The organism is Suttonella indologenes (genome assembly GCF_900460215.1).
Taxonomy (GTDB): domain Bacteria; phylum Pseudomonadota; class Gammaproteobacteria; order Cardiobacteriales; family Cardiobacteriaceae; genus Suttonella; species Suttonella indologenes.
On sequence record NZ_UHIA01000004.1, the window covers coordinates 526,580 to 547,442 of the forward strand.

Annotated in this window: 19 protein-coding genes and 1 pseudogene; 17 read left to right on the top strand and 3 right to left on the bottom strand. The window is 45.9% G+C overall.

The window, feature by feature from the left end:
- Positions 1 to 196: 196 nt before the first annotated feature.
- Both lptG and lptF read right to left on the bottom strand, forming a co-directional pair.
- Positions 197 to 1,255 (bottom strand): LPS export ABC transporter permease LptG, encoded by a 1,059-nt coding sequence (lptG, locus tag DYC63_RS06670; RefSeq protein ID WP_115218511.1) that lies wholly within the window; start codon positions 1,253 to 1,255, stop codon positions 197 to 199.
- Entirely contained in the window at positions 1,255 to 2,310 is a 1,056-nt protein-coding gene (gene lptF / locus DYC63_RS06675; protein ID WP_115218512.1) for an LPS export ABC transporter permease LptF, read from the bottom strand. Before lptF ends, lptG begins: the two co-directional genes overlap by 1 nt.
- Before the next feature lie 94 nt (positions 2,311 to 2,404).
- Here lptF and DYC63_RS06680 point away from each other — a divergent pair, with 94 nt between their 5' ends.
- From DYC63_RS06680 to DYC63_RS06695, 4 genes are read left to right on the top strand one after another with little or no spacing between them, the layout of a single operon-like run.
- A complete protein-coding gene (locus DYC63_RS06680; protein ID WP_115218513.1) occupies positions 2,405 to 3,886 on the top strand; it encodes a leucyl aminopeptidase in 1,482 nt (493 codons plus the stop codon).
- 3 nt (positions 3,887 to 3,889) lie between these two features.
- The gene (rsmG, locus tag DYC63_RS06685) at positions 3,890 to 4,525 is read left to right on the top strand and encodes a 16S rRNA (guanine(527)-N(7))-methyltransferase RsmG (RefSeq protein WP_115218514.1); all 636 of its coding nucleotides are present in this window, start codon (positions 3,890 to 3,892) and stop codon (positions 4,523 to 4,525) included.
- Positions 4,515 to 5,285 (top strand): ParA family protein, encoded by a 771-nt coding sequence (locus DYC63_RS06690; protein WP_115218515.1) that lies wholly within the window; start codon positions 4,515 to 4,517, stop codon positions 5,283 to 5,285. The genes rsmG and DYC63_RS06690 overlap by 11 nt, the downstream gene beginning before the upstream one ends.
- 16 nt (positions 5,286 to 5,301) lie before the next feature.
- Positions 5,302 to 6,174, top strand: a complete 873-nt coding sequence (locus tag DYC63_RS06695) for a ParB/RepB/Spo0J family partition protein (protein WP_115218516.1) — start codon at positions 5,302 to 5,304, stop codon at positions 6,172 to 6,174.
- Between the two features lie 60 nt (positions 6,175 to 6,234).
- On the opposite strand, the gene DYC63_RS06700 is transcribed toward DYC63_RS06695, so the two are convergent.
- Positions 6,235 to 6,957: a thiosulfate sulfurtransferase gene (locus tag DYC63_RS06700; protein WP_115218517.1), complete on the bottom strand. Its 723-nt coding sequence runs from the start codon at positions 6,955 to 6,957 to the stop codon at positions 6,235 to 6,237.
- A gap of 471 nt (positions 6,958 to 7,428) precedes the next feature.
- On the opposite strand from DYC63_RS06700, the gene DYC63_RS06705 reads away from it, so the two are divergent.
- The 13 genes and pseudogenes from DYC63_RS06705 (at position 7,429) to cas9 (ending at position 20,862) form a co-directional block, all read left to right on the top strand.
- The gene (locus DYC63_RS06705; RefSeq protein ID WP_115218518.1) at positions 7,429 to 7,779 is read left to right on the top strand and encodes an ATP synthase subunit I; all 351 of its coding nucleotides are present in this window, start codon (positions 7,429 to 7,431) and stop codon (positions 7,777 to 7,779) included.
- Positions 7,780 to 7,785: 6 nt separating this feature from the next.
- Positions 7,786 to 8,592 (top strand): F0F1 ATP synthase subunit A, encoded by an 807-nt coding sequence (gene atpB, locus DYC63_RS06710; RefSeq protein ID WP_115218519.1) that lies wholly within the window; start codon positions 7,786 to 7,788, stop codon positions 8,590 to 8,592.
- Between the two features lie 36 nt (positions 8,593 to 8,628).
- Positions 8,629 to 8,904: a F0F1 ATP synthase subunit C gene (gene atpE, locus DYC63_RS06715; RefSeq protein WP_115218520.1), complete on the top strand. Its 276-nt coding sequence runs from the start codon at positions 8,629 to 8,631 to the stop codon at positions 8,902 to 8,904.
- Between the two features lie 29 nt (positions 8,905 to 8,933).
- On the top strand, positions 8,934 to 9,404 hold the full coding sequence (locus DYC63_RS06720; protein ID WP_115218521.1) for a F0F1 ATP synthase subunit B: 471 nt from the start codon (positions 8,934 to 8,936) through the stop codon (positions 9,402 to 9,404).
- Position 9,405: 1 nt separating this feature from the next.
- On the top strand, positions 9,406 to 9,960 hold the full coding sequence (locus DYC63_RS06725) for a F0F1 ATP synthase subunit delta (RefSeq protein ID WP_115218522.1): 555 nt from the start codon (positions 9,406 to 9,408) through the stop codon (positions 9,958 to 9,960).
- Position 9,961: 1 nt separating this feature from the next.
- Complete coding sequence (gene atpA / locus DYC63_RS06730) at positions 9,962 to 11,503, top strand: F0F1 ATP synthase subunit alpha (protein WP_115218523.1); 1,542 nt, start codon at positions 9,962 to 9,964, stop codon at positions 11,501 to 11,503.
- Positions 11,504 to 11,512: 9 nt separating this feature from the next.
- Complete coding sequence (gene atpG / locus DYC63_RS06735; protein ID WP_115218524.1) at positions 11,513 to 12,388, top strand: F0F1 ATP synthase subunit gamma; 876 nt, start codon at positions 11,513 to 11,515, stop codon at positions 12,386 to 12,388.
- 18 nt (positions 12,389 to 12,406) lie between these two features.
- The gene (atpD, locus tag DYC63_RS06740) at positions 12,407 to 13,795 is read left to right on the top strand and encodes a F0F1 ATP synthase subunit beta (protein WP_115218525.1); all 1,389 of its coding nucleotides are present in this window, start codon (positions 12,407 to 12,409) and stop codon (positions 13,793 to 13,795) included.
- A gap of 9 nt (positions 13,796 to 13,804) precedes the next feature.
- Positions 13,805 to 14,221 (top strand): F0F1 ATP synthase subunit epsilon, encoded by a 417-nt coding sequence (locus DYC63_RS06745; RefSeq protein ID WP_115218526.1) that lies wholly within the window; start codon positions 13,805 to 13,807, stop codon positions 14,219 to 14,221.
- Between the two features lie 54 nt (positions 14,222 to 14,275).
- The gene (glmU, locus tag DYC63_RS06750) at positions 14,276 to 15,673 is read left to right on the top strand and encodes a bifunctional UDP-N-acetylglucosamine diphosphorylase/glucosamine-1-phosphate N-acetyltransferase GlmU (protein WP_115218527.1); all 1,398 of its coding nucleotides are present in this window, start codon (positions 14,276 to 14,278) and stop codon (positions 15,671 to 15,673) included.
- A 78-nt stretch (positions 15,674 to 15,751) separates the two neighbouring features.
- Positions 15,752 to 16,327 (top strand): cytochrome b562, encoded by a 576-nt coding sequence (locus DYC63_RS06755; protein ID WP_115218528.1) that lies wholly within the window; start codon positions 15,752 to 15,754, stop codon positions 16,325 to 16,327.
- Between the two features lie 286 nt (positions 16,328 to 16,613).
- A pseudogene (locus DYC63_RS06760) lies at positions 16,614 to 17,584 on the top strand (IS30 family transposase).
- A 62-nt stretch (positions 17,585 to 17,646) separates the two neighbouring features.
- On the top strand, positions 17,647 to 20,862 hold the full coding sequence (gene cas9 / locus DYC63_RS06765) for a type II CRISPR RNA-guided endonuclease Cas9 (RefSeq protein WP_115218529.1): 3,216 nt from the start codon (positions 17,647 to 17,649) through the stop codon (positions 20,860 to 20,862).
- The last annotated feature ends 1 nt before the right edge of the window (position 20,863 follow it).

The following is a 20,863-nucleotide window of genomic DNA, read 5'->3' on the forward strand; positions in this document are numbered from 1 at the left end:
AATGCAATACAGATATGATTTTTTTGCATAAGGAAATTGTCAGTGCTGTGTAATAAGTTCAGGAAATTCGTATGAATTTGCTTTGTATGACTTTATCAGCCGCCTTTGCGTAAGGGTAGCCGCTTTAAGCTCAAATTGCTAGCGTTTTTAGCAGGCTACCTTATCTATTTGTAATTTTTTACACGGGCGGTAACGCTTAATTGCGTAAGAGGGCGATAAAGGGCGGTATGCCGAGTATGAGTATGGGCAGCAAGGCGCCGAGTATCGGCGGCCAATGCAGCAATAATGCCATGCTAGAGAGGATGGCTTGCAGCACGTAGTAACTCACGCCGAGCAAGATGCCGATGAGCAGACGTGCGCCACCGCCGCCGCTGCGTACTTGTCCGTAGGCAAAGGGTAGGGCGAGCAGAAGCATAGCGAGCGTAGAAAGCGGCAGAAAGAGTTGCTGCCATAGGCGCAATGATTCATTGCGATGCTCAATACGGTTGGCTTTGAGGAATTGCGTGAGCGTATAGAGTTCGGCGATGGTTTGAGCGCTAGAGGTATCGGCAAGGCGGCTTAAGGTTTGCGGATTGACGGAATTATGCCAAGTGTTTCTGCCTTCGCCCAATTGATAGCGTGTGCTGTTAAGCATGATGCTATGGCTGTCGCTGAGTTGCCAGTAATCACCCTGATGTTCGGCTCGACGCACTTTGTCTATGCGGATATTGCCTTCTCTGTCTTGCCGATAAAAGCTGAGTCCGCCTAAGCTACCGTCGGGATTGAATTGGGCGATATGCACGTAGCCGTCTTCGCCGCTGTCTAGCCAGATACCTTGTGCAAAATGATTGGCACTTGCCCGTCCTAGTGCTTGATTACGCGTGAGTTCGGCTTTGTCATTCATGCCGGGGGCGATGTATTCGCTGATGCCGATGAGTCCGATGCCTAGGAAAAAAGCCATGAGAATACCGGCACGTGAGAGGCGTAGCTTGGAAACGCCGGCGGCGCGTACAACGGTGAGTTCGTTCTGATTGCCCAGTTGTCCCAGTCCCATGATGCTGCCGACTAAGATAGCGGCAGGCAGAAATTCGATAATTTTATCGGGAATTTGCAGAGCAAGAACATATATCATTACAAGGAATGAGTATTTGCCTACGCCTAGATTGTCGGCTTCATCGCTGCTTTGTACGAGAAAATCTATGCCTAAAAGGAATATTAAGGTCACAAAGGTGCTGATGAGTAGCGTGCGCAGTAAATAGCGGTCGAATTTGCTCATTAGAGGGATTTCCTTGCTTTAAGCCACCAGCAGAAAATGCCGGTAAAAACCACGGCATGTACGATAAAGCTGCCCGGTAAGGCAGGCAGAGAGCCTTTGGTCACGGCTTTCACAGCGTTATCAAGGGCGCTGCTGTAGATGGCGAATAACAAGAATGCGGGAAGGAGTTTTTGTTGGCGTCCTTTGCGCGGGCCTGTGTGGGCAAGCATGGGGATGCACAAGCAGAAAATCAGCATGGCGACGGCGGGATTAAGGCGGGTTTGCCATTCGGCGAGATGTTCGCGGCTGTCGGTGCCCAGTTCTGCAGTAGGGAGGTTGCGCAGACGTTCGTCGCGGCGGCTTTCGCTGCTCGGCAAATGCAACTCGGCGGCGCGGAATTCGGTGTAACCGGCTTCTTGCATGTCATGGTTATCCTGCCAAGCAATACGCGTTCCTTGCTTGAGATGCAGGAAATGCTCCGTGCCGCGGGTTTCGATGCGTCCGCTGTCGGAAAAGATGACGGCATTGTTGCCTGCACCGTGTTGGGCGATGAAGAAGTCTTGATAGGCGCCGGCATTGAAATCGCCGGTGTGGATGCTGATGCCGTTGTCAAGGCGGCGGAAACTGTTGGCGCTAAGCAGGGCAAAGCTGGCTTGCTGTCGGGCTTGGTCGCGGATGGCGGCGCTTTGGCGGTACACATCGGGCATAATCATCAGCGTGAGATACAAGAGCAGGGTGCAGACGGGAGCGGCGCTTACAAAGATGATGCGGTGGATGTGGGCGCGGCTGATGCCGCTGGCGAATACGGCGCTCATTTCTTGGTCGCTGTAGAGGCGGCTTAGGGTCATGACCGCGGCTAAAATCAGGGCGACCGGAATTAAAATAATCAGCATATTTACCGCCTGCAAGCCGATCAGCTGCCACACGGCGGACAGGCTCATGTCGCCCGCCACCGCGGCGGAGAGCAGGCGCGCTAGGCGAAAGCTCAAAATAATTGCCAGCAAAATGATGATAATGGCGATGAATAAGGCGGCGATTTCGCGCATGATGTAGCGGTAAAGGGTAGGAAGCCTCATGTTTCCTTCGTCTGAATTCGTTATGTGATTATGGTATTCTAAACTGTTTTGAGGGCTGAGGTTAAGCCTGTCTTTGTTTTTTACAGGGTGCTTTATGAATGTGATTGCTAAAAATGCGCAGGCGGCGAAAGTCGGCGCTGATGTCTTGGTGCTGTGGTTGGATGATAAAGGGCGTTTTGGCGAGGCTTTGCAGGCTGTGGATAAGGCGTCGGAGGGCTATTTTTCCGCGCGTCAGCAGGCGGGTGATTTGCCGGAGGCGGGCAAATGGGCTTTGTTCCATGCGGTCGAGGGCGTGAAAGCGGCGCGCGTATTGGTATTGTGTTTGTCGGCAGGCGAGGGGGCTTTGCGTCAGATAGCGCCTGCGGTTTGGTCGCAGATTGCCGAGCATCGCTGGGATAAATGCGTTTTTGCTTTGCAAGATGTGCCGGTAAGTCGGGCGGCGCGTGTTTTTGTCGGCGCTTTATATCATAGCGCTTATCGTTTTGAGCAGTTTAAGACGATAAGCGACAGCGATAAAAAGGCGGCAAAATGGCGCAAGAAATGGCAGGGCGAATGGCTGCTTGAGAAAAAAGAGACTCAGGTCGAGCAGGATTTGGCTTGGGCGGATGCTTTGAATGCGGGTTGCAGTTTGACGCGCGATTTGGGCAATACGCCGCCGAATGTGTGTACGCCCCGCTGGTTGGCGGAACAAGCCGAGCAATTGGCGGAGCAATATGAGGATTTATCGGTAAAAGTGCTGAAAACCAAAGAGATTAAGGCTTTGGAAATGGGTGCTTTGCTCTGTGTGGCGCAAGGATCGGTTCAGGAGCCGCGTTTTATTACGATGAGCTATCAGCCGGCAAAAGCGGTGAATAAAAAGCCGGTGGTCTTGGTGGGCAAGGGCGTGACTTTCGATTCCGGCGGTATTTCGATTAAACCTGCCGATGGCATGGATTTGATGAAATACGATATGGGCGGTGCGGCGGCGGTATTCGGCGCGATGGCGGCGGTGGCAAAGGCGGCATTGCCTGTGCATGTGGTGGCTTTGATTCCTGCGGTGGAGAATTTGCCCAGCGGTGCGGCGGTCAAGCCCGGCGATATTGTGCGCAGCATGTCTGGCAAGACGATTGAGATTTTAAATACGGATGCCGAAGGGCGTTTGATTCTCTGTGATGCTTTGACTTATGCCGAGCGCTACGAACCGCAGGCGGTAATTGATTTGGCGACCTTGACCGGCGCTTGTGTGATTGCTCTCGGCTCGCCGCGCGCGGGCTTGTTCGGCAATAATGCGGAGCTGGAGCAGGCTTTGTATTTGGCGGGAGAAGCGGTGCATGACCGCGTTTGGCGTATGCCTTTGGATGAGGATTATCTCGAGATGATGAAGAGTCCTTTTGCGGATTTGGCGAATGCTTCTAGCGTGCGCGAGGCGGGGGCGGTAACGGCAGCGGCATTTTTAAGCCAGTTTGCGCAAAAATACGATTGGGCGCATTTGGATATTGCCGGCGTAGCTTGGCAGCGTGGCGGCGGTAAAGGCGGTACGGGTCGTCCCGTAGCTTTATTATTGGAATATTTCACGCGCTTGGCAGGGAAAAAATAATTCATGTCAGTGAGTGCTTTGCTTGAGCTGGGTTTGGCGGCATTAGCCATCGATGTGCCGCCTTCCTTGTCTGCGCGCTTGCAAGAATATTTGCAGCTTTTGGAGAAATGGAACCGCGTGCATAATTTGACGGCGGTGCGTGCGCCTGAGGAGCAGGTGCGCCTGCATCTCTTGGATTGCTTGGCGCTTGTGCCTTTGCTGAACGCCTCTGCGCTGCGGATTGCCGATATCGGCAGCGGCGCGGGTTTCCCCGGTCTGATGTGGGCAATGGCAAGACCGCAATGGTCGCTGTATTTGGTTGAATCCAATCATAAAAAAACGGCGTTTTTACGCGAAGCGGTACGCTGTCTGGCTTTGGAGAATGTGCAGGTCATCGCTAAGCGTGCCGAGCAATGGCAGCCAGAACAGGCGATGGATTGGATTGTCAGCCGCGCGATGGCAGATATTGACGGCTTTGTGCGCGTGAGCGCGCATTTGGGGCATGCGGACAGCACATGGGGCTTGATGAAAGCGCATGATGATGAGCAATGCAGCATCGCGGGATTTGTGAAAAGCACCGTGCAGCAGGTGCATGTGCCGCTGCTGGATGCGCCGCGTTTATGGGTTTGCGTACGGCGGGAGGCGGTAGATGGCAACTAAGATTATTGCGGTCAGCAATCAAAAAGGCGGTGTCGGCAAAACCACCAGCGCAGTCAGTCTTGCGGCAGCTTTTGCGGCGGAAGGCAAAAAAACGCTGCTGATCGATATGGATCCCCAATGCAATGCCACCGTGGCTTGCGGCGTGGCGCATCGGGAAATCGAATTCGGCGTCATGGAAGTTTTAACAGGCGGCAAAGCGCCTGAAGATGTCTGTCTGCATTTGCCCGACAGCGGTATTTGGCTCTTGCCCGCCAATGAAAATTTAAGCGCCGACGACAAAGATTTAGCCGCCCAAGCGGCAAGACACAGCGCCTTGCAGCGCCATTGCACGGGCTGGATAGAGGGCTTCGATTGGGTCTTTATCGACTGTCCGCCGACATTAAACATATTAACCGTCAATGCCTTAGTGGCAGCGCAATATGTGCTGGTGCCGATTCAATGCGAATATTTCGCTTTGGAAGGCGTGGGCGCATTATTGGATACGGTCGGACAGGTGCGGCAAAGCATTAATCCCGATTTGCGTGTGGCGGGTTTTTTGCGCACCATGTTCGATCCGCGTTCGCGGCTGACGCGCGAAGTCTCGGATAATTTGATTGAGCATCTGAAAGGACTGGTTTTTAACGAAATTATTCCGCGCAATGTGCGCTTGGCGGAAGCGCCCAGCTACGGACAGCCGATTGTGCAATACGATCCGCGCTCAAAAGGCGCTTTGGCATATCAGGCGGTGGCACAGGAATTGGCGCAGCGTTTAGGGAATTGAGGCATAAGGAGAAAGGATGAAAAAAGGCGGTTTAAGCAAGGGTTTGGGCGATATTTTGAACGACAGCGGACGCGATGTACTGGCAAAACCCGAATTAGAAACGCTGAAAGAAATCGATGTGGCGCGGATTCAGGCAGGACGCTATCAGCCGCGCCGCCTTTTTGACGAGCAGACGCTCAGCGAATTGGCGCAATCGATTAGCGAACACGGCGTATTGCAACCCTTAGTCGTACGCCCGATCGGACATGAACGCTATGAAATAGTCGCCGGCGAGCGGCGTTTTCGCGCCTCGCAAAGAGCGGGCTTAAACAAAGTGCCCTGCGTGGTCAAACATTATGACGACCGCCAAGCCCTTGCCGTGGCATTGATTGAAAACCTGCAACGCTCCGACTTAAATGCCTTGGAAGAAGCGCAGGGCTTGCAGCAATTGGCGAATGAATTTTCTTTATCGCATGAACGTATTGCGCAATTAATCGGGCGCTCGCGCTCCGCCGTCAGCAATAGTTTGCGCCTGCTGGGATTAAGCGAGCCGGTAAAACAAGCCTTGAGCGATGAAAAAATCGATATGGGACATGCCCGCGCCTTGCTCAGCCTATCACCTGCCCAACAGCAAATGATGGTCGGCGAAATCATTGCCAAAGAACTGACCGTGCGCCAGACAGAAGCGCGGGTGCGGCAATTGCTTAAGGGCGAAGAAGAACAAGCGGTCAAAATACCTTTGAAAAACGCCGATATCGAAGCCCTTGAATCGCGCGTCAGCGATTTTCTCGGCTTTGCCGTGGCAATCAATCACAAGAAAAAAGGCAATGGCAAAATTGTCTTGAAATACCAATCCCTTGATGAATTGGAATCGATTTTCGGCAAATGGGGTTTTGATCAACGTTCCTAAGACTTCAAGCGCAGTTGCCATTTGTGCAAATATCGCCCGATAAGTATCGGGCGATATTTTTTACTTTTCAGCCGGCAGAGATAAGAGCAGAGCCGGTACGGCGACGACGGCAATTGCGGCATCGGTAGTAAGAGCGATAGGTGTTGCGACGATGGTCAAGAGTACGTCAAGCATATCTTTCGATTTCTTTTCTGTTCGGCGCATTTCCAGACTGACAGGCACATATTGCTCAAAGCGGTAATCCACTTTGAAATTTTCCGGTTTGGAGAAGGTTTTCCCGACGGCGGAAAAGCAGCGATGGTATTGCTGCGGCATTTCTGCTGCCGGTGTAAATTTCTCACGCAAAAGTTCCGTTTGTTCTTGTGCTGCTTGGGTGGCGGAAAGATGCTCAGGAATGTCATAACGCAGGCAGAAACGGCTGCTGAAAGTCGGATCTTTTTCTTCGCTGAGCACTGCCGGCAAAGCGGGCAGCGGTTTGCGGTTATTGTGGTCAAAGATTTGATAGCGCTGGCTGAGTTTGGCATTAAGCACTGTTTGAATGTCTTCAGAGGAATCAGGGTTTAGCACATACCAATAGCGTTCGCCCATCATAATGAGGCTGCCGGCTTCCAGTTGTGCGGTAGTGGTTTTGACTTGTCCGAAGGCATGGATTTTATCGCTGCCGATATCCTGATAAGAAATGGAAATATCGTCGCTTGTGGCTTCGCTCCAGAGATGGCCGGTTACGCAGCCATTGAGAAGAAAAGCGGCTGATAACATAAAGGGAATAAATGATTTTTTCATGATGTTGTCTTTTAGCTTAAATGAATACCTCATCTTAACATGAAATTAGAGATATACGTTTGAAATTAATAATTTACATGAAGATAAGCGACCGTTATTATCGGAGAATCGAAAAATACTACGGCTTATCCTGCTACTATAGCGGGAAAGTGGAAATTAGTATAAGGCGGCGAGCCGCAGATAGTACAACAGCGTACGGCAAGGCGGGCCAAGGCCGTAATATTTTTTCAACTCTTTGACTATCTCTGTCCTGTTTAAGGTTCGCTGTCTTGTATTATTTTTCTACGTCTTCGATTTAGTCCGGGCGGCACTTTTCTTCATGGTGAGAATATAAATGATGCAGAGAGTGATTGTTCTAAGTCTCGATTAATTCTATAATTCTCTTTGTTTGAGTGGTAAAAATGGAGGTTTTGGTGAGTTTTTCGTTGACCGCGTGTGTGCTAGCTTTTATAATTCCGACAATAAACGCAAATGCAAAAAACAGTAGTTAAATTACTAGTTACACAAACGGTAATTGCTATCGTTTTGCTAGTGCTGACATGGCTGTCAGCTTATCGTTATCTTGCTCATCCAATATTCTTAGGTACTCTCGTTAGTATTATAACAAGCGCTGCATTGATGCTAGTTATAAGAAAATTGCCGAAGGTATTGAAGGCAAGAACGTTTTATGCGCTGATGTGGTTATGTGAAATATTAAAATGGTTGATCATTATTATCTTGATGATCATTTTTCTGAAAATGCAAGTAAATGCCTTGGGGTTAGTCATAGGATTTGCGACAACCTATGTAGGCGGCTATTTTATGATGCTTATACTGAAGTGAGGAAATATGGCAGGGGCAGAACATAGCGGTAAAACCGGTGCTGCGGAATTTATCCAACATCATATGACCAATCTTGTGATTGGCGAACCGGGAACATTTTGGTCTTTACATATTGATACGCTCTTTTTCTCTATTCTTTTAGGTGTGTTGTTTTGTTGGTTTTTTTATAGCATTGCGAAAAAAATGGACAGCGGCGTACCTGGTTTTGCTCAAAACTTTGCCGAGATGATTTTTGATTTTGTCAATGATGCGGTTAAAGATTTTTACGGCAAATCAAGAGCAGATATCGGTTCCTTAGCTTTAACGGTATTCTGTTGGATTTTATTGTGGAACGTGATGGACCTCATTCCTGTCGATTTGCTTCCGGCGGCCGCTTCTTTGGTCGGAATTCCTTATCTGAAAGTAGTGCCTTCGACAGACGTGAACGCGACCTTTGCCTTATCAATCACTATTGTGGTTTTGACTTATGTGTATGCTTTTAAGGCGAATCATGGCGCGATGGGCTTGTTGAAAGCAATGGGGTCTCATCCTTTCGAGGCAGAAGTACTGTGGAAAAAGGCACTGTTATTCCCAATAAATTTTGCGTTAAAAATTGTTGAAGATTTCGCTAAGATTATCTCTTTATCATTGCGTTTGTTTGGTAATCTGTTTGCAGGCGAATTAGTCTTTATTCTGATTGCTTTGTTACCATTTTTTGTTCAGTTTATACCGGGCGGTGCTTGGGCTATCTTCCATATTTTGGTAGTTATCCTGCAAGCCTATATTTTTATGATTTTGACAATCGTCTATATGTCGATGGCAGAATCTCACTAATTTTCCATTCATTTCATTTACTCTAGGAGGATACCCATGGGAAATATTGAAGCGTTTATGCATATCCAAGGCTTTTCAGCAATTGCAATTGCCGTTATCTTAGGTTTGGCAGCAATGGCGACAGGTATTGGATTTGCTATTTTAGGTGGCAAATATATCGAAAGCAGTGCTCGTCAACCTGAAATGATGAACCCATTGCAAACCAAATTCTTCATTATCGCCGGTTTATTAGATGCGATTGCGATGATTAGTGTGGTAATTGCATTGATTATGGTATTTGCTAATCCATTGCTTGGTGGAATTCAGCCGTAATTTGACATATCAACCAAAGGTACAATCCTATGGATATTACTCTGACCCTAATTGGCCAGGTAGGCACTTTCCTAGTATTTTGGTGGTTCGTGCATAAAGTCATTTGGCCAATTTTTGCCAAAGTAGCTGCTGAACGTCAGCAAAAAATTGCTGAAGGTTTGAGTTTGGCAGACAGTGCACGTCACAAAATGCAAAGTGCGCAGCAAGAATCTGCAGATTTGCTTGAGCAAACGAAAGCGCAAGCAAATGAAATTCTTGGTCGCGCACAAAAGCAAGCAAATGAAATCGTTGATGCTGCTCGTGAAGAAGCAAAAAAAGTGGGTGATTTAGAATTAAATCAAGCGCGTGCTCAAATTCAGCAAGAGAAAAATCAAGTATCACGCGAATTGCAATCAAAGCTTTCGGCTTTGGTTATAGAAGGTGCGGAAAAAGTCATTGGGCGTGAAGTAAATGCAAAAGATCATGAACGACTTTTGCAAGAATTAGCCGAGAAATTCTAATATGTCTCAATCTGAAACTATTGCAAGACCTTATGCTAAAGCCGCATATCAACAGGCTTTAGCAAATGAATCTTTAGGAAAGTGGCAGGAATTTTTGCAGATTTCTGCATCATTTGCCAAAAATGAAGCAATTATTTCTCGATTAACCGTACCGGGCTTTTTTTCCGAATGGCAAAGTTGGCTTAATGAAAGCTTGGAAAAAAATCGCGGCGAAATAATGCGGAAAGAAGAAGAAAATTTCTTGAATATTTTACAAGAAAATAATCGCCTTTCTGTTTTGCCCGAAATTGCCGAGCAATTTATATTGCAAATGCACCAAGCTGATGGCGTGTGTGAGGCTAAAGTTTATAGTGCTAAAGTCTTAGAATCGCAACAAAAAGCTAGCATTATAGAAATGTTAGAAAAAAAATTGGGTAAAAAAGTGCTGCTTGAGGTGATTGAGCAAGCTGATTTACTTGCTGGTGTCAGAATTGAGTATGATGGTTTGGTATTAGATCAGTCGACCAAAGGGCGGATTGAACAATTTGCCCAAAAGCTAGAAGATTTGAGGAATTAAAATGCAGTTAAATGCCGCAGAAATTAGTGATTTTATTAAAAATAAAATTGCTGATTATGATAGTAAAGTAGAAAGCAGCGCAGAAGGGACGATTATTAGCGTTTCTGATGGTATTGTGCGTATTCAAGGGTTGCAACAAGTTATGCTGGGCGAGATGATTGCTTTGCCCGGCGGAGAATATGCACTTGCTCTAAACCTTGAGCGTGATAGTGTCGGAGCAGTGGTATTGGGCGAATATACTGCTTTACGTGAAGGCGATAAGGTTAAATGTACGGGTAAAATCTTAGAAGTGCCGGTCGGTCGGGAATTACTGGGTCGTGTTGTGAATGCGCTTGGTGAGGCTATCGATGGCAAAGGTGAGATTAAAACCGCACAAAGTTCTCCTATCGAAAAAATCGCTCCCGGCGTTATAGAGCGCCAATCCGTTGATCAACCTTTACCTACGGGATTAAAATCGATTGATGCAATGGTGCCGGTTGGTCGCGGTCAGCGCGAATTAATTATCGGTGATCGTCAAACAGGTAAAACGGCGATTGCAGTAGATGCAATTATTAATCAAAAAACAACGGGCGTGAAATGCGTATATGTGGCAATCGGTCAGAAAGCCTCATCAATAGCGGCAGTTGTGCGTAAATTAGAAGAACACGATGCGCTCAAGCATACTATCATTGTGGCAGCTTCGGCTTCTGATTCGGCGGCAATGCAATATATTGCGGCTTATGCAGGCTGTGCAATGGGCGAATATTTCCGCGATCACGGCGAAGATGCATTGATCGTATATGATGATTTAACTAAGCAGGCATGGGCATATCGTCAAGTTTCTCTGCTTTTACGCCGTCCTCCCGGCCGTGAAGCTTATCCCGGCGATGTTTTCTATTTGCATTCACGTTTACTTGAACGCGCTTCTCGTATTAATGCCAAAGAAGTTGAGCGTTTAACTAATGGAGAAGTCAAAGGTAAGACAGGTTCTTTAACCGCTTTGCCGATTATTGAAACGCAAGCGGGCGACGTTTCTGCATTCGTGCCTACTAACGTTATTTCCATTACAGACGGTCAAATCTTCTTAGAAACAGACTTATTTAATGCGGGGATTCGTCCTGCAATTAATGCCGGCTTATCTGTTTCTCGTGTTGGCGGTGCTGCGCAGACTAAAATTATTAAAAAATTAGGTGGCGGCATTCGTTTGGCTTTGGCTCAATATCGTGAATTGGCTGCTTTTGCTCAATTTGCTTCCGATCTTGATGAAGCAACGCGTAAACAGCTTGAACACGGTCAACGTGTTACCGAATTGATGAAGCAAAAGCAATATTCTCCGTTAAATACAGCAGAAATGGGTATTTCATTATTTGCTGCAGATAAAGGTTATTTAGATACTGTTCCAGTTGAAAAAATCATTCAATATGAAACAGCGATGTTGGCATATATGCGTAGCGAACATAAAGCATTATTAGATTGCATTAATGAAAAAGGCGATTATAATGATGAAATTGAAACAGCAATTCGCACTGCATTAGATGAGTTCAAAGAAAAAGGTACTTGGTAAGGAATCGCAATGTCTAATGCCAAAGAAATACGCGGTCAGATTAAGAACATAAAGAACACGCAGAAAATTACGCGTGCCATGGAAATGGTAGCTGCTTCAAAGATTCGCCGTGTGCAAGATCAAATGCGAGTAGGAAGACCTTATGCTGAGAGTATTCTGCGTGTGATTGCGCATTTGGTAAAGGCGAGTACTGCAAAACAGCATCTTTTTTTAACTGGTTATGAAAAAGAAGCGATTGAGAAAGTTGGGTATATCTTAATTAGTACTGATCGCGGTTTATGCGGCGGTTTAAATATTAATTTATTTAAAACTTTTTTACAGCATGTGCGTGATCAAAAAGCACAAGGTCGTAAAGTCGTTGCTTCTGTCTTTGGCAGAAAGGGTGTCAGCTTTTTAAGTCAGGCCAATATTCCTATTATTTCGGCTGTAGAGAATTATCCGGAAGCTCCGGAAATTCAGGATTTGATTGGTGCAGTCCATCCAATGATTGAAGCTTTCGAACGCGGCGAAATTCAGCAAATTTATATTGTTGGCAACACATTCATTAATGCGATGGCGCAAAAACCGACTATTGAACGGCTTTTGCCGGCAAATATCGCACATGGAGATGGTAAGACTGCCAGCCATTCTTGGGATTATGTATATGATTCTTCTCCAGACGAATTACTTGAGCGCTTGATGAAGCGTTATTTGGAAAGCATTGTCAGACAAGCGATGCTTGAAAATATCGTATCTGAAATGTCGGCACGCATGATCGCAATGAAAAATGCTTCTGATAATGCCGGTTCATTGATTAATGAATTGCAGCTGAAATATAACAAAGCTCGCCAAGCGGCGATTACCCAAGAATTAACAGAAATTGTTGCCGGCGCTGATGCCGTCTAATGAATTAGGAGAGTTTTTATGAGTACGGGCAAAATTGTACAGATTATTGGCGCGGTAGTAGATATTGAGTTTCCAATTAATGAAATCCCAAATATCAATGATGCGTTAATCGGTGAAGAGAACGGGATTACTTTTGAAGTGCAGCAGCAGCTTGGCGATGGTGTTGTGCGTACCATTGCGATGGGCGCTTCAGATGGTTTGGTTCGCGGTATGTCGGTTAAAAACACCGGTAAAACGATTCAGGTGCCGGTAGGTAAGGCGACTTTAGGTCGTATCATGAATGTGTTGGGTGAGCCGATTGATCATCAAGGAGAAATTGAAGCGGAAGCTAAATGGGGCATTCACCGTGCAGCGCCTGCTTATGATGAATTATCAAGCTCTACCGAGCTATTAGAAACCGGTATTAAAGTTATTGATTTGCTTTGTCCTTTTGCCAAAGGCGGTAAAGTCGGTTTGTTTGGCGGCGCAGGCGTTGGCAAGACCGTTAATATGATGGAGCTTATCCGTAATATTGCGATTGAGCATAGCGGTTATTCCGTTTTTGCCGGTGTCGGCGAACGTACTCGTGAAGGTAATGACTTCTACTATGAAATGAAAGAGTCTAATGTATTAGACAAAGTCTCTCTTGTTTATGGACAGATGAATGAGCCGGCAGGTAACCGTTTCCGTGTTGCTTTAACAGGCTTAACTATGGCGGAATATTTCCGTGAAGAAGGGCGTGATGTTCTGTTCTTTGTGGATAATATTTATCGTTATACCTTGGCGGGTACGGAAGTATCGGCACTCTTAGGTCGTATGCCTTCCGCAGTAGGTTATCAGCCGACTTTGGCGGAAGAAATGGGCAAGCTGCAAGAACGGATTACTTCTACCAAAAAAGGGTCGATTACTTCGATTCAAGCGGTGTATGTGCCGGCAGATGACTTGACTGACCCTTCTCCTGCGACAACTTTTGCTCACTTAGATTCAACGGTAGTGCTTTCCCGCCAAATCGCCGAGTTAGGAATTTATCCGGCGGTAGATCCTTTGGATTCTACTTCGCGTCAATTAGATCCTTTGATTATTGGCGAGGAGCATTATTCGGTTGCGCGTCGTGTGCAAGGCGTGTTGCAGCGTTATAAAGAATTGCGTGATATTATTGCGATTTTAGGTATGGATGAGTTGTCTGAGGAAGACAAGCAAATCGTTACCCGTGCACGTAAAATCCAACGTTTCTTATCGCAACCTTTCTTCGTTGCGGAAGTCTTTACAGGTTCTCCGGGCAAATATGTGTCCTTAAAAGATACGATTGCCGGTTTTAAAGGAATTGTTGAAGGTGAATATGACCACTTGCCTGAGCAGGCATTTTATATGGTCGGTTCCATTGATGAAGCAGTGGCAAAAGCTGAAAAAATGAAAGCCCAAGCCTAAGGAGGCAGCATGGCGAATGCTTTTCGTGTAAGTGTAGTGAGTCAAGACCGTTCTCTTTATGAGGGAACGGTACAGCAAATTGCCGTTACTGCCGCTTCTGGAGAGTTGGGCATTTTGGCTGGACATACGCCATTGATGGCAAGTTTAAAGCCCGGTCAAGTACGTTTGACTTTAGAATCAGGAGCGGAAGAGGTTATCTATATTTCAGGCGGATTCTTAGAAGTTCAGGCGCAGCAGACGATTATATTAGCGGATAGCGCTGAGCGTGCTGCGGAATTAGACGAAGCCAAAGTGCGAGCGGCAAAAGAACGAGCGGAAGCGAGGATGCACGGTTTGCAGGCGGATGATGAAGACGGTAAACATCTACATACTGAGTTGGCGCAATTAACCGCACAATTATCAGCTATTCGTCGCACACGCAGGTAAGCGCTGTATTTTTTAAGCCGACCTTGTGTCGGCTTTTTATTTGAGGAAAAAAGAATGTCTCATCATGTATTTAATGCTTTGATTTTGGCGGCAGGCAAAGGCACCCGTATGAATTCGATGCGCCCTAAATTGCTTCAACCTTTAGCCGGACGTCCAATGTTGAGTTTATTATTAGATACGCTTAAGCAATTAAATATTCACTCAAGTGCTGTGATATACGGTTATTTGGGAGAGCAATTACAAGCGGAAATTAGCTCTGATTATCCTCATTTGCATTGGTTTGAGCAAAAAGAGCAGTTGGGGACCGCACATGCCGTGATACAAGCTTTGCCGTTTTTGCAAAGTGAAGCAATTACATTAATTTTATTAGGCGATTGCCCTTTGCTCACGGTTAATACCCTCAATGCTTTATTGACGCAAGCGGAAAAGACTGGAGCCGCCTTATTGACCGCAAATTTCGCTGATCCAAGCGGTTACGGAAGGATTGTGCGTGATGTTCAAGATAATGTGGTGGCAATTGTCGAGCATAAAGACGCAACAGATGAGCAGCGTAAAATTCAAGAAATCAATACAGGCGTTATGGCGATTAATAATGCTTTATTACGTGAATATTTGCCCCAAATTGATAATAAGAATGCACAAAAAGAATATTATTTGACGGATTTAATCGCCTTATTATCTGATAATGGTTGGCAGGTATCGGCATTACTTGCTGAAAATGAAGAAGAAACTTTAGGCATTAATAATCGTGCGCAGCTCGCACAGGCAGAGGCGGTATATCGCAAACGTCAAGCCCAGCAATTATTAGCCGTAGGCGTTACATTGATTGATCCTGCTCGAATTGATGTGCATGGTCAAATTAGTGTCGGGCATGATGTCTTGATTGAGCCGAATGTTTTTTTCAAAGGAAAAGTTGTTTTAGGAAATCATGTGCATATTGGTGCAGGCAGTGTGCTGATTGATTGTGAATTGGGGGATAATGTACGCGTACAGCCGATGAGCATGATTGAAAAATCGCAGATTGCGGCTGATGCAGAAATCGGACCGTATGCGCGCATTCGTCCAAATACACAATTAAAACGGGCGGCAAAAATCGGCAATTTCGTTGAGATTAAGGCGAGCATAGTGGATGAAGGAAGCAAAGTAAACCATTTAAGCTATATCGGCGATGCTATCATTGGGAAAAACGTCAATATTGGCGCCGGCACCATTACTTGTAATTATGATGGCGTGAATAAATACCGCACGGAAATAGGTAATCAGGTTTTTGTCGGCTCAAATACCGCATTAGTTGCGCCGCTGCGTCTTGGTGATCGCGTAACGATTGGCGCAGGCTCAGTGATTACGCAAAATATTTCCGCAGATAGCTTGGCTTTTACTCGTGCAGATTTGCAAGAAAAACCGGATTGGCTAAGTCCGATAAAAAAGAAAACTAATCAAAATAAGTCTTGAAGCTTAACTGAATGTAAAACACAAATATTGCCGATCTTGTTATATTGTTAGTCCCTTTAATATAAAACAGAGGTAGAGATGAAAAAATTATTTCTTGTATCGGCAATCTTATTTAGCGCTACGTCTATGGCGCAGACCTCCAATGCAGAAGATCGTGCACAAGCACGTCCGGATTCAACCGTAAAAGCAGATGTAGTAACAGAAACGCAAATTACTCAAGCGCTTGTTCTTGATGGTAATGTTATCACTGAAAGTACACAAACTATTGTGCAGCCATCTGTTGAAGCGCTTAATATTGAAGCTCCGGCAACATCTTTGCCAGCGGCAGCAATTATTGACGACTCTAAAGATTTAGAAGCGACAATGAAATTGATGGGACGGAATTTTAAAGCTATTAACGGCGCAGATAATATAGCGGCAATGGCAGAGCCTGCGGCACAATTGAGCCAATGGGCTAGTCAAGCAGAGGCATTGAGTATTGACGCTAATGCGCAAGATCAGGAAAAATTTCTGCAAGGTATACAGCAAATACGTAAATTAATTGCGGATTTAGAAATAGCGATTGAAAATAAAGATGAAGTAACTGTTCGCACGATTATCAATGAATTAGGCGATGTACGTAAGGAGTATCACAAATATTTTGATATGAATTAATTCAACCTAAAAAGACGATGCCCCTGAAAAGTAGAACTTTTCAGGGGCACATTCATTTCTGAATACGTCGCGACACATTTTTTCAAATGGTCTTATTGTAGCAACGGCTCTCATCTCGTAGTGCAACAATGCTGCGGATTATAAAATACTTATGCGAATAATAGCAAGCAGAAATTTAGCTGAGTTGTGTAGATTTTTATGTTCTTGAATTTACAATCCAAGTGCAAAAAAAAGAAGCATTCATAATAGAGTATAATTTTGTTCCCCAACAAAAAAGGACTCTAAAATGAACGCTTATTACCGACATCTTACGCTTTCAGAACGGGAAAGCATAATGATTCTGCTCGCTCAAGGCAAAAAACAATCCGAGATTGCCCGACAATTAGGGCGGAGCTGCAGCACCATTTCCCGTGAGCTAAAAAGGCATGTACTCAAAGTATATCGAGCGAGTTCGGCGCACAGCGGCTATCAAGCATCGGAAAAAGTGCAAAGCGATACCCAATTTAAAACGGGCGGAATATCATCATTTGGTGCAAAGCAAGGTGTTGGACGGCAAGTGGTCGCCCGAACAGCTCAGCAAGCGCTTAGAATTTGAAAAATCTGATTTATCAATCGGTTTTAATACGATTTACCGCGCGATTCATCAAGGTTGGCTGGATATCAGCGAAGGCAAAGCAAGCCGAAAATTACGCCATAAAGGCAGAACAAGACGGAGAAAAAATCATCTTGAAAAGCGTGGAAAAATCACGATTTCGCATACATTGGAGGAACGCCCGATTTCAGCGCAAAACCGCAGCCGTTTCGGACATTGGGAGGCGGATACGGTATTGGGTGTCGCAGGCGGTGCCTGTTTGCTTACTTTGACGGAACGCAAAAGCCGTTTTGAGTTGGTGAAAAAGATTGCAGGCAAAAAAAGCATTGTTGGTGAAAGAGGCGATGATAACCCTGCTTAAACCGCATAAATTACGGTCAATTACGCCGGACAGAGGCAAGGAATTTGCCAAACATAGTTTAGTTACGCAAACATTAGGCACAGCTTTTTATTTTCCCGAGCCGCATCAGATGTGGCAAAGGGGGGCAAATGAAAATACAAACGGGTTGCTCAGGGAGTATTTCCCCAAGCAAAAGGATATAAACCGTTGGAGCGATGATTATATTCAATCGGTCGTTGACAAATTAAATCTACGGCCGAGAAAGTGTTTAGGCTGGAAAACACCTTATGAAGTTTACTTTAAAAAACTATTGCACTTGGTTTGACAATTCAAGTTTTAAAACAGTATGATTTCTAATTATTCACTGTCTGGACAAAGGAAAGGGCTATGGCGCAGCAAAATTATATTTTGGGCTTGGATTTGGGTATTGCTTCTGTAGGTTGGGCTTGTGTTTGGATTGATGAAAATGAACATACAATTGGTTTACTTGATTGCGGTGTGCGGACATTTGAACGGGCGGAAGTGCCGAAAACAGGTGATTCTTTAGCAAAAGCGCGGCGAGAAGCACGTAGTGTACGTCGTTTAATTCGTCGCAGAGCGCACCGTTTGCTGCGTTTACGCCGTTTATTGAAGCGTGAAGGGATTTTAAAGGCAGCAGATTTTGGTGCAAATAGGTTGCCTGAAAATCTGCCGATTGATGCGTGGGCTTTGCGTGTGGCAGGTTTAGACAAAAAACTTGCGGCAAAAGAGTGGGCGGCGGTGTTGTTGCATTTGGTGAAACATCGCGGTTATTTGTCACAGCGTAAAAGCGAATTGCAGGAAGACGGCAAATCGGAATTGGGGCGTTTGTTGGCAGGCGTGGCGCAAAACCATGAATTGTTGCAAGCCGATGAATACCGCACGCCGGCAGAATTGGCAGTAAAATATTTTGCCGTGCAAAGCGGACATTTACGCAATAAAGGCGGCGATTACTCACATACTTTCAACCGCTTGGATTTACAGAAAGAATTACATTTGTTATTTGAAAAACAACGTGAATTTGGCAATCCCTTTGCTTCAGCAGACTTGGAAGCAAAAGTTGATGCTTTGCTGATGACGCAGCGCAGTGCTTTGCAGGGCGAGGCGGTGTTGAAGATGTTGGGCAAATGCAGGTTTGAGTCGTCTGAATATAAAGCGGCGAAAAACACTTACAGCGCGGAACGTTTTATCTGGCTGACTAAATTAAACAATCTGCGGATTATGGACGGCGGTGAGGAGCGGGCTTTGGCTGATGATGAACGCCGTTTGCTACTAGACGAGCCGTATCAAAAATCCAAGCTGACTTATGCACAAGTGCGCAAGATTTTAGCGTTGCCTGAAAGCGCGGTGTTTAAAGGTTTGCGTTACGGCAGCGATGCGGAAAGTGCGAAAAAAGCCGAAAGCGGCGCATTGATGGAAATGAAGGCTTACCACAAAATCCGTACGGTATTGGAAAAAGCAGGTTTGAAAGCGGCATGGAACAACCGTATCCGCAATCCCGAATTATTGGACAGAATCGGCACGGCGTTTTCCGTTTACAAAACCGATGAAGATATTCAGACGGCATTGGCAGATTTAGGGCTGCCTGAAAATGTATTGGACGCCTTATTAAAAGGTCTGAGTTTTGACAAATTTATCGAATTGTCTTTATTGGCGCTGCATAAAATCCTGCCACAGATGGAAAAAGGTTTGCGTTACGATGAGGCTTGTAAAGCAGCCTATGGCGATCATCGTGCAATAAAAGAAAATCAAAACAAAAGGTTATTGCCGCCCATTCCTGCCGATGTTATACGCAATCCTGTGGTGCTGCGTACGCTGACACAAGTACGGAAAGTGGTGAATGCGATTATCCGCCGCTACGGTTCGCCTGCGCGAGTGCATATTGAAACGGCGCGGGAATTGGGTAAATCATTTAAAGACCGTAAAGAAATCGAGAAAAAACAGGAAGAAAACCGCAAAGAACGCGAACGTGCGGTGGAACGGTTTAAAGAATTGTTTCCCCATTTTGCAGGCGAGCCGAAAGGACAGGATATTCTTAAATTGCGACTGTATCGACAACAGCACGGCAAATGTCTGTATTCGGGCAATGAAATCGATTTGAGCCGTTTGAATGAAAAAGGTTATGTGGAAATTGACCATGCTTTACCATTTTCGCGTACTTGGGACGATAGCTTGAACAATAAAGTGCTGGTGTTGGGCAGTGAAAACCAGAAAAAACGCAATCAAACGCCGTATGAATATTTAGACGGTGCAAGCAATAGCCGCGTATGGCGGGAATTTCAGGCACGCTTGGCTGGTTGTGATTTTCCTTACGGAAAAAAACAGCGTATTCAGACGGCAAAGCTCGATACCAAAGCCGAACAGGGTTTCTTGGAACGTAATTTAAACGATACGCGCTATATTGCTCGCTTTTTATGCGGATTTGTGGAAGAAAACCTGTATTTAAGCGGCAAAGGTAAGCGGCGCGTGTTTGCTTCCAACGGCTCGATAACGGCTTTGCTGCGCGGTTTATGGGGCTTGCAGAAAGTGCGTGAAGAAAATGACCGCCATCATGCCCTTGATGCGATTGTGGTGGCGTGTTCGACCGTTTCCATGCAGCAAAAAATCACCAAAGCCATACAGGGGCGCGAAATCTTGGAAACGGTTGATACGGCAACAGGCGAAGTCAAAACCCGTATTCCGCAGCCATGGGAATTTTTCAGGCAGGAAGTGATGATTCGCGTGTTCAGCGATAATCCGCATGAAGAATTGGCGGAGAAATTGAGCAGCCGCCCCGAAGCGGTGCATGAGTTTGTGAAACCGTTGTTTGTGTCGCGTGCGCCGAATCGCAAAATGACGGGGCAGGGACATTTGGAAACCGTGCGCTCTGCTAAGCGTTTGGACGAGGGCGTGAGCGTGGTGAAAAAACCGCTGACTGCCTTGAAATTAAAAGATATTGAAAAAATTGTCGGCTATCCCGACCGCGAACCTGCGCTCTATGATGCTTTGCGCCAACGTTTACAGGCATTTAAAGACGAGCCTGCCAAAGCTTTTGCCGAGCCGTTTTACAAACCTGCCAAAGATGGTAGGCAGAGTGCTTTGGTAAAAGCGGTGCGGGTGGAAGATGTGCAAAAATCAGGTGTGATGGTGCGCGATGGCAAAGGAATTGCCGACAATGCAACGATGGTGCGCGTGGACGTATTCACGAAAGGCGGCAAAAATTATCTGGTGCCGATTTATGCTTGGCAGGTGGCGAAGGGGATTTTGCCGAATCGGGCGGTGGTGGCTCGTGCAAATGAATCAGATTGGGACGAAATGGATGAAAGCTTTGAATTTAAGTTTTCGCTGTATCCAAATGATTTGGTAGAGGTAGTAAGTAAAAAAGGAAGAATTTTCGGTTATTTTGCCAGCTGTCATCGTGGTACGGGCAATATTAATATTCGTATTCATGATTTGGATTCTAAAGTTGGAAAAGATGGTATGTTAGAAGGAGTTGGTGTCAAAACAGCTATATCCTTTAAAAAATACCAAGTTGATCCTTTAGGCAAAGAAATCCGTTTATGCAAAGCAGAAAAACGTCCCGAATTGAAAAATAAAAAATCTTAAA